This is a genomic window from Bilophila wadsworthia ATCC 49260 (assembly GCF_000701705.1).
Taxonomy (GTDB): domain Bacteria; phylum Desulfobacterota; class Desulfovibrionia; order Desulfovibrionales; family Desulfovibrionaceae; genus Bilophila; species Bilophila wadsworthia.
Genome location: NZ_JNJP01000124.1, coordinates 1 through 7,570 on the forward strand (window position 1 = coordinate 1; position 7,570 = coordinate 7,570).

The 7,570-nt window shown below is 53.3% G+C and carries 11 protein-coding genes and 1 pseudogene; 2 read left to right on the plus strand and 10 right to left on the minus strand.

Annotation, left to right across the window (positions count from 1 at the left end):
• From T370_RS0120325 to T370_RS26020, 6 genes and pseudogenes are all read right to left on the minus strand, one after another.
• A pseudogene (locus tag T370_RS0120325) lies at positions 1-406 on the minus strand (IS5 family transposase); the annotation flags it as partial.
• 409 nt (positions 407-815) lie between these two features.
• Positions 816-1,568, minus strand: coding sequence for a hypothetical protein (locus T370_RS0120330; RefSeq protein WP_162177152.1), 753 nt, complete (start codon positions 1,566-1,568; stop codon positions 816-818).
• The gene (locus T370_RS0120335) at positions 1,526-1,924 is read right to left on the minus strand and encodes a hypothetical protein (protein WP_156034476.1); all 399 of its coding nucleotides are present in this window, start codon (positions 1,922-1,924) and stop codon (positions 1,526-1,528) included. Before T370_RS0120335 ends, T370_RS0120330 begins: the two co-directional genes overlap by 43 nt.
• On the minus strand, positions 1,893-2,372 hold the full coding sequence (locus tag T370_RS0120340) for a conjugal transfer protein TraG N-terminal domain-containing protein (protein WP_029436825.1): 480 nt from the start codon (positions 2,370-2,372) through the stop codon (positions 1,893-1,895). Before T370_RS0120340 ends, T370_RS0120335 begins: the two co-directional genes overlap by 32 nt.
• A 9-nt stretch (positions 2,373-2,381) precedes the next feature.
• Entirely contained in the window at positions 2,382-2,534 is a 153-nt protein-coding gene (locus tag T370_RS25260) for a hypothetical protein (protein WP_156034477.1), read from the minus strand.
• Positions 2,535-2,648: 114 nt separating this feature from the next.
• Entirely contained in the window at positions 2,649-3,194 is a 546-nt protein-coding gene (locus T370_RS26020) for a TraG/VirB4 family ATPase (RefSeq protein ID WP_248604296.1), read from the minus strand.
• Positions 3,195-3,473: 279 nt separating this feature from the next.
• Between T370_RS26020 and T370_RS0120360 the strand changes: the two genes are divergently transcribed.
• Complete coding sequence (locus T370_RS0120360; RefSeq protein WP_051643926.1) at positions 3,474-4,037, plus strand: hypothetical protein; 564 nt, start codon at positions 3,474-3,476, stop codon at positions 4,035-4,037.
• The gene (locus T370_RS23220; RefSeq protein ID WP_034507318.1) at positions 4,012-4,485 is read left to right on the plus strand and encodes a hypothetical protein; all 474 of its coding nucleotides are present in this window, start codon (positions 4,012-4,014) and stop codon (positions 4,483-4,485) included. The genes T370_RS0120360 and T370_RS23220 overlap by 26 nt, the downstream gene beginning before the upstream one ends.
• Positions 4,486-4,522: 37 nt before the next feature.
• Here T370_RS23220 and T370_RS0120370 read toward each other — a convergent pair whose 3' ends face one another.
• The 4 genes from T370_RS0120370 to T370_RS25415 all read right to left on the minus strand — a co-directional run.
• Entirely contained in the window at positions 4,523-5,233 is a 711-nt protein-coding gene (locus T370_RS0120370; RefSeq protein WP_029436827.1) for a phage antirepressor, read from the minus strand.
• Positions 5,234-5,665: 432 nt separating this feature from the next.
• Positions 5,666-6,310 carry a phage antirepressor gene (locus T370_RS23915; protein WP_051643927.1) on the minus strand — a complete coding sequence of 215 codons (645 nt, stop codon included), beginning with the start codon at positions 6,308-6,310 and terminating at the stop codon, positions 5,666-5,668.
• Between the two features lie 237 nt (positions 6,311-6,547).
• On the minus strand, positions 6,548-6,922 hold the full coding sequence (locus T370_RS0120385; protein WP_248604297.1) for a Fic family protein: 375 nt from the start codon (positions 6,920-6,922) through the stop codon (positions 6,548-6,550).
• A gap of 440 nt (positions 6,923-7,362) precedes the next feature.
• On the minus strand, positions 7,363-7,570 hold a 208-nt coding region (locus T370_RS25415; RefSeq protein ID WP_029436830.1), incomplete at its 5' end, for a hypothetical protein.

The following is a 7,570-nucleotide window of genomic DNA, read 5'->3' on the forward strand; positions in this document are numbered from 1 at the left end:
CGCCCATGTCCGTCGCAGACCGCATGGAGTTTGGAATTCAATCCGCCCTTTGTCCGGCCTATGAGACGCGCGGAGCCCCCTTTTTGCGCAGGCTTGCCGCCGTGCGGTGGGCCTTGAGGTGAGTGGAGTCAATCATCAGCGAGCCATCAAAGGGCGTCTGGTTTGCCAACTCGGTGAAGATCCTGCTGAAAACACCGAGCCTGCTCAACCTGACGAACCGATTGTACAGCGTCTTGTACGGACCATATTCCGCGGGAGCATCCTTCCACTGAAGTCCATGTTTGATAACGTAAAGAATGCCGCTGACGACGTGCCTGTCATCGGCACGGGGGATACCGTGAGAGCGGGGAAAGAAAGGGCTGATCCGTTCCATCTGGCTTTCGGAAAGGTAAAACAGGGTACGCATGCGACACCTCCATGTCTTCAGTATACCCTGTTTTCACTTCATTGGGAATAATGAGTCCTGACCCTAGATAAAGATCTATAATTCATTAATTTTATTCATAAAGCTAGAAATACAGTTCATAATCTTAGGAATAACGCAGGAGAAGACACTTCATTACAAGTTAATGGCAACCAAATATCTTTACTTCATGGTAAAAAAATGGACTGTACCAATTATATTATTTATATAGATATATCTTGTGAGATTATCGATAGTTACAAAGATATTACGCAGTCGTTTGCTATTGACGCTCCTGAATACCTTTTTGTCACTGAATAGAACCGGACATTAACCCCGTCAACGCGAAAAACCAACCAAGAAGAGCGGACCGGAGGCCGTCCCCAGAACACTCGGGACGGCCTCAGAAAAGTTATTTCTTCTCTGAAGAAGGGGCTTCCTCGAAGGACTTCACCTTACCCAAGGGGTCCAGAAAAATGTCCGCCACTTCTCCAGAGAGTACCGCACGGGTGTTCTCGAATGTTCCCTTGTTGACATCCAGGTGACTGACATTATCCACCGTCTGTACGCCCTGATCACGCAGGTCCCGTTGAACCTCCGCGGCAGCCCGATCCAGCACCGCGCGATCCGATGCCGCTCCCGCAGCGAGACACGCGGTTTCCGCGCCGAAAGTATCCTTTGATGTCAATGTTTCATTAGGGGTAAAGTCTGTCTTCAACCTGCTTGTGTCCACGTTTTCATCCAGCCGCCTCTGTCCCGCGTCCACGCCGCTTGCGTAGCCGTTTCTGTACAACGTCGCCTCATAAGCCACACTGTTGAAGCTTCCGTGCCCTGCGGGGACCTTGCCGCCACTCATCCCATGACCGGTCTGAGGGCGTTCCCGTTGTTCGCTGCTCCCGCTGTACGGACTGGAATCCCCCCGGCTGATATGCGCGTTAACCGTCGAGCGCGGGAGTTGCGGGGATTGGGATTCGCTTTTTTCCTGAGACAGGGCGGTGGGAAGGTGCTCCTGCATGCCAAGGCCCCCTGCGGTTTCTGTCCGCTGCTCAAGGATACTTATAGCCAGACGCGCATCCGCCGCATTATATTGATTGCTGTCGGCCACCACGCCAAGCACATCCTTCACCGCGCTCTGGGCCCGGATATTACCTTTTCCGCCTGCCACATGAGCGAGGCCGTATCCGCGTTGGCGGCGATACGCAAACTGTCAATGGCATTGACGCCGCGATGCAGCTCACCATGCAGACGAGTCATGCCGAGGGGCATTGCCATCCGCTCCAGATCCGCCCTGCTGGTGACAGCCAGAAGCGTACCCGTATTGATATTCTTCCCCGCCGATGCCGAAAAAGTGGTCTGGGTTTCCGCCATGCGGGTTTGAGTCGCGGAAAGAGATTGCCACGCGGAATTCGTGCGCTGCATGGCGGATTGGAATCCCTCGTGCTTGGTGGCCGACTGTGACCACTCCTCTCCGGTCCCCGTCCGATGGGCATCACTTACGGCCAGTGCTCTCGCTTGTGCCATCCCTGTTGACCACTTCCGTAAAGACACCCCACGGCATATAGCTGTCGGTGAGGAGATTTCCGCTGCGATAGTAGGCGCTTTCGTTTACAAAAACGGTTGCGATTCCCTTCAGAACACAGTCCTCATAATATCTGCCCACTGAGGACAGGGCTTCAAACTGGCTTATGGCTTTACCGTTGAGCAGCTCACTGAGCGCTGTTGCTTCCATAAAGAAGTCAAAATCTGAAAAGCTGGTCATGTCAGGCGGCATGATGTGCGTTTCCACCATATCCAGAATCACTTTCTCCACCGTTGAACGCACAGAAAGCGGTATGGCGACTCCCACAGGCATATTGTCAATGGTATAAGCTTCGTGTGCCCACTCATCCTGAATGCGAATTTGGGCGGTCTGACCAAAGAACAGGGCATACAGCAGAAGAGGACCAGCATAGGCTTTGAAATAACCCAACGGACTGATTTAGCGAATCATGAGCAGACCGGCAAGCGTCAGCCCGCTGACCATCAAAAAAACAAGCCCGCTCCATTCGGGCGACCCAAAGTAACTGTGGAGTCCGCTCAAGAACATATACAACGAGTACCCGTCATTGAATGCATAAACGAGGAAGTGCATACAATCTCCCCTCAAGCGGCCCGGAATTGTCGGGCGGCATATGCGAGAGCTTCTTCCTCGCGCTCAAGAACAAGACGTTTGGCATCTTGAAAACTGTAGCCCTGAGCCAGCTGTTCATTCGCATAACAGGCCACCCCCAAGACACGGAGCGGTTCCGGTGATTCTTCCTGCTTCTGTGTTTTCAGTGCGGTTTGAATATCCTTCGTACATCTGCATTTCCACCGGAGAAGTCGTGTAGGCGACTTTTTCCGCTTCGATGGGAATGAATCGAAACACAGTGGATTGTTTTGAAGAAAGCAGAAGCACTTCTGAGTAGCTGCCTTTCGTTGTGTGTACAGTATCGGCAATGTGCATCTGTGCTTCATTCATCGTTATTAAATTTTTTTCAATACACTCCTTGAGTTCTTCTGTTTTGGGTTGCAAAGCGAGCTTCCATTCGCTGTTAGAGAGGATAGCCTTCCCAACATGAGAGTTGCCTTTATTTGTATAATCTAAGAAACTTTGAACAATAGATCCGATTGAACCAAAGTATTTGCGTATTCTTCTGTAACCGGTCTCAATAAATGCCTCCGTATTGGGATTACGGAATAGGCCCCACTCCTCGTCGCATAGCAGAAGTTTAGGGATCTTTCGATCTCCAAGGTAAAATTGTCTTTCCACAATGGAGATGAGAAGCAGTAAAATAACCTATCTAAGATCCTTCATGGCGTTGAGTTTCTCCAGTCCAACATAACAAAAGGACGTTCAAAGTTAATGTTCATTCGGCCACGAAACCATTTTCCGTACTCGCCTCCCCGGCAGTATTTACGGAGACGCTCGGCAAGTTGCCCGCAGACGAACTCTTGTTTGCCTGCACGGTCATTGTCCACTTGCTTGGCATCCACAGAATGTCTACAAATCTGTCGACTCCCATAATTTCTTCCGGACGTAGGCGGGCATATGCCAGCACAACGCTTGAATTGTTCCTTTTCTCTTCTCGACGAGGGCCGCCAGTATACGGGCAATCACAGGAAATACATCATTGAGAACGCGCGGGAGATCTGCAACTCACCAGCGACCAAAGAAAAAATCAGGCTCAGGGAGGCCCTCGGCTTTTATGGCCATGGACGGCGCATCCTTGCCGGGAAAATGAACATCGGCGAAGTCGAAGCCGTCACCCTGCCGGACGGCGGGAAGGCCATAGTCAGCAATATCCCCTCCAACGTGACCGTGGCCTTTGATGTTTCCCCGGAGGGAGTCGTCTCACATCCACAGGAAGTCCTGGATACCGAAACCGGAAAGATCGTCTCCACCCTGCACGCCTCCCGTGTCGGAGGATTCTCATGGGCCTGCCCCGGGGTCGACGGGGGCAGAGGGAAGCCAACCAGACTTTCCGGCTTTTCGGGATTCGACTATGTGCTCAACTCGGGGTTCAGCTCGAACCGGGGCTACATCCTTGAAGGCGCCGCAGACACGGCCGGCAAGGAACAGATGATCCTTGAATGCCTCGCGGCCACCGTATAAGGATGACAGAAAGGCCGAAGAATACCTCGCGGGATGGAAACTGGACACGCAGGCGCGTCTCGCGGCGCTGGAAGACGCCATTTTCGAGTCCACCGCCCGACAAGCCGAATTGACGGAACGGCTGCGCCGAAGCGAAGAAACCGCCTCCACCTCAAAGGCCCAATGCGAGTCCGCCATTCTGGAAGCCGCAGCGCAGAAGGAACGGCTTGCAGGGTTGATCGACGCGCTCGCCTCCTCTTTCCCCTGCTTCATCCCGGAAGATGTGCAGCACCAGATGATGGAGGGGGACTTTTCCCGCGCCAAAATGATTTTCGAGCAGGCGTCCCGCGTGGACTTCTCGCAATATCCCATTGAGGAGCACAAACCCAAAACAATTTCCCCGGGTTATCAGACGCAGGAACCTCCACTCTACGGATCAGGAGCTTTTGGGTTCATGATCGACATATGAAAAAAGTCCCCGCCCAAACGTGTGGCGGGGACTTTTTTTAGCCGAGCATGTCCAGGAGCCATTCCCTTCCGAGCTGCGTCCATCGGCGATGATATACGATCTTGTCGTTTTCGAGGATTTCCTGCTTGATGTGGACATAGCCATGCTCGGCATACTCGGCGTACAGGACGTAGGTTCCGTTCTGCTTGAACTGGATATGCCGCTCGCACAGCAAACGGTTCAGGGCCACGGCACTGCGCATCCCAAGCTCTTTGGCGATCTCCGTTGTCGTATACGTTTTTCGGACATGGGAAAGGATGGCCACACGAGCCTCAGCCTGCACGCGGGCCTCGCGCTCTTCCTTCAACTGGGTCGCCAGCCTGATCAGCACATCCGGGTTGAGCAAGGCTTCTTCCAGCTTTTTGGGCGTGAGGTAGCCGCCGTGCTTACGGATGGCGGGAAGAACTTCTTCCACAACCCAGTCTTGGAACCGTTCTGCGCCGGGCAGGTTCGACCGCATGACGAGACGGTACACATCCGACTCGGGGATGATGTTAAGATTGATAGGCGGGGTCTTTACCCGATCCGGTGAATCACAGTATTGAGTGATTTTATTGGCTTTTTTACAGTGAATGTTGACTGCATCTGCTGGACGTTCATACCCCAGCGCCTTCGCCACGTCGCTCGCTACAAACCACGGCGCGCCGTTATACTCCGTAACCCGAACTTTCCCGAATTCCTTGTTCTCGAAAATCTGAGGCATCTCCATGGACGAAACTCCTTTTGTAAAAGTTCCGTCCACGCTATCGGCCTCCCCGCAGGGGCGCACGGAAAAGCCGTCTAGATATGCCGTATTTACGGGAAAGATGAAAAGGCCCTGCCCGAGAGATCGGGCAGGGCCTTGTGTCGGCTCACGTTGTCGCGTAGGTTGCCCGGCGTGGGGCATGTTCTCCCGGTAAAGGAGAAAACCCCATGAAGCGCTTCCTCCGGGACGTGCTGGTCGGCTTTCTGGCCAGCTTCCTTGCGGCTGTGGCAGTTCACTTGCTGAACTTCTAAACGCCGCGCCCCGGTAGAGGTGCTATCTACCGGGGCGCAAAAACCGTAATTCAACGAGTTGTGGGGGACGTGCCCCACTGGGGCAGGGATTCGTACTCCCTGCCCCTTCTTTTTATCCACTCTTCAGCAGAAATGCAAGTTCACCTCACGCCCGCGCCCTGCCCTCAAAAAGTGAAAGCTGCCGACGAACGCCATATTTATTGAGAAAATGTGCGAACAGGTGGTATTGCCCCATTCCGGTGAGCATGGTTGTGACCGTGACAAACTGGTAGTCGTCTTCCGTATCGGTCGAGCGTTCCACCACGCGGAAATAGCCCTTGTCCATCATACGCTGCTTCGGCATGTTCCAATTGGCGCCCTTTCGCCGAATCAGGTACCCATCCTTGCGCAGATCACGGTAAAGACGGTTGGCGGCGATGGTTATGGCTCGCGACAGGATTTCATTTTCCGTCTGGGGCGTGCCGTAGCCACCTGTTTTACGGATGGCGGGAAGAACTTCTCCAGTCAGCCACTTTTGGAACGGCAGGGCCTTGGGCTTGTCCGAGCGCCCGAGGAAAAAATACAGGCCCTGTTCAATGAGCACAACCATCTCTTGCGTCCCGGAGGGGGTCACAACGGATGTGACCCCCCTCCATTCTGCTGGAATATGTGCAATCCGGGCATTGCCGTTCCATTCATAACCTAGGGCAAGCGCAACATCCTTTGCCACAAACAGCGGTTCTCCTGCTTTATCTCTGAAAGTGCGAACCGCTCCGAATTCCTTGTTCTCGAAAATCTGAGGCATCTCCATGGACGAAACTCCTTTTGTAAAAGTTCCGTCCACGCTATCGACCTCCCCGCAGGGGCGCACGGAAAAGCCGCCCAGATATGTCGTATTTACGGAAAAATGAAAAACTCTAGCCAAAAAATGAAAAAACTTAAAAAAGCATGGAAAAATGATTTCATTTTTCCCAAAAGGTTCACAAATAAAAAAAGTCCTCCTCTGCCATTTTTAGCAGAGGAGGACTTTTTCAATTCTTTTTATGCGCTATTCGCCAAGCAATGCCCCGTAGGGGGCAAAACTCTTTTGGGCCAATTCAGCGATTTGCATCACAAAGGGGAGATAATCCCCCTGCGTGGCGGCGATATCCAAATTTCGGTAATAGTCCGGGCGCGCATCCACGGGGACTATCACCGTGGGAAAGCCCACCCGCATGAGCTCGAAATTCATGATGAGCCGGGCCGTTCTGCCGTTCCCGTCCTTGAAGGGGTGGATGTTCACGAAATCCGCATGGACGCGGGCCGCGAATTCCACAGGATGCAGCGCACCCCGCGCCGCACCGTACCACCGGAAAAAGGCTTCCATCTTTTCGAGCACGCGCTCCGCCGGCGGCGGGATGTGCCCTGCACCGGAGATAAGCACGTTACACCGAATCCGCGCGCTCCGTTGAAATCGTACAGATTACTCGTACATTCTAGCGTATAGTGAATTTGGTATACGAAAAAAGGGCTTGTTGGATTTCAACAAGCCCTTGAAATTTATGGCGGAGAGGGGGGCCGTTAAAAATACTCCATAGTATAGTGAATTATCGTGGATAAAAATTTTTTCATTTTTTTATTGCCCCTAAAGTTGCCCCATCTTGTGTAGCTTGTCCCTTTATCCTTAAAAAAGCTCTTCGCGGGGCTCGTGGCCCTCTGCACCGGAACTCTAGGCTCTCAGGGGGTAAGGAATGGAAGGCACGGATAACTCCTCAGCTTCCAGAATGCAAGCGGCGATCGCATATGACTGTTGCGGTACGATACCGTTGCCGAGGGCCTTGAGGCGTTGCGTCCAGATCGGTACCAGCTCACGGGGAAGTAGCTTCACGCCGCCGGGTCTGTCCAGCCTTCCGGCACTCCCATCATCCACTCGATGAACGACGGGGCCGCGATATGCTTCCCGTGCGGACGCTTTTCGCGCCCGGTCAAACCGTATTCCAAGCCAATCAGATACGCGGACAGATTGCTGGTGCTCTCCCATGATTCGTTCGAGCGGAGCAAGAAGCCGAGCCCTTCCGTCAGCCCGCTGACT

Bases quoted from the DNA above. Each gene is read 5' to 3' on its own strand.
- T370_RS25260 (WP_156034477.1), bottom strand. From the start codon at position 2,534: ATGCACTTCCTCGTTTATGCATTCAATGACGGGTACTCGTTGTATATG.
- T370_RS23915 (WP_051643927.1), bottom strand. From the start codon at position 6,310: ATGGAGATGCCTCAGATTTTCGAGAACAAGGAATTCGGAGCGGTTCGC.
- T370_RS0120335 (WP_156034476.1), bottom strand. From the start codon at position 1,924: ATGGCACAAGCGAGAGCACTGGCCGTAAGTGATGCCCATCGGACGGGG.
- T370_RS0120360 (WP_051643926.1), top strand. From the start codon at position 3,474: ATGCCAGCACAACGCTTGAATTGTTCCTTTTCTCTTCTCGACGAGGGC.
- T370_RS0120370 (WP_029436827.1), bottom strand. From the start codon at position 5,233: ATGGAGATGCCTCAGATTTTCGAGAACAAGGAATTCGGGAAAGTTCGG.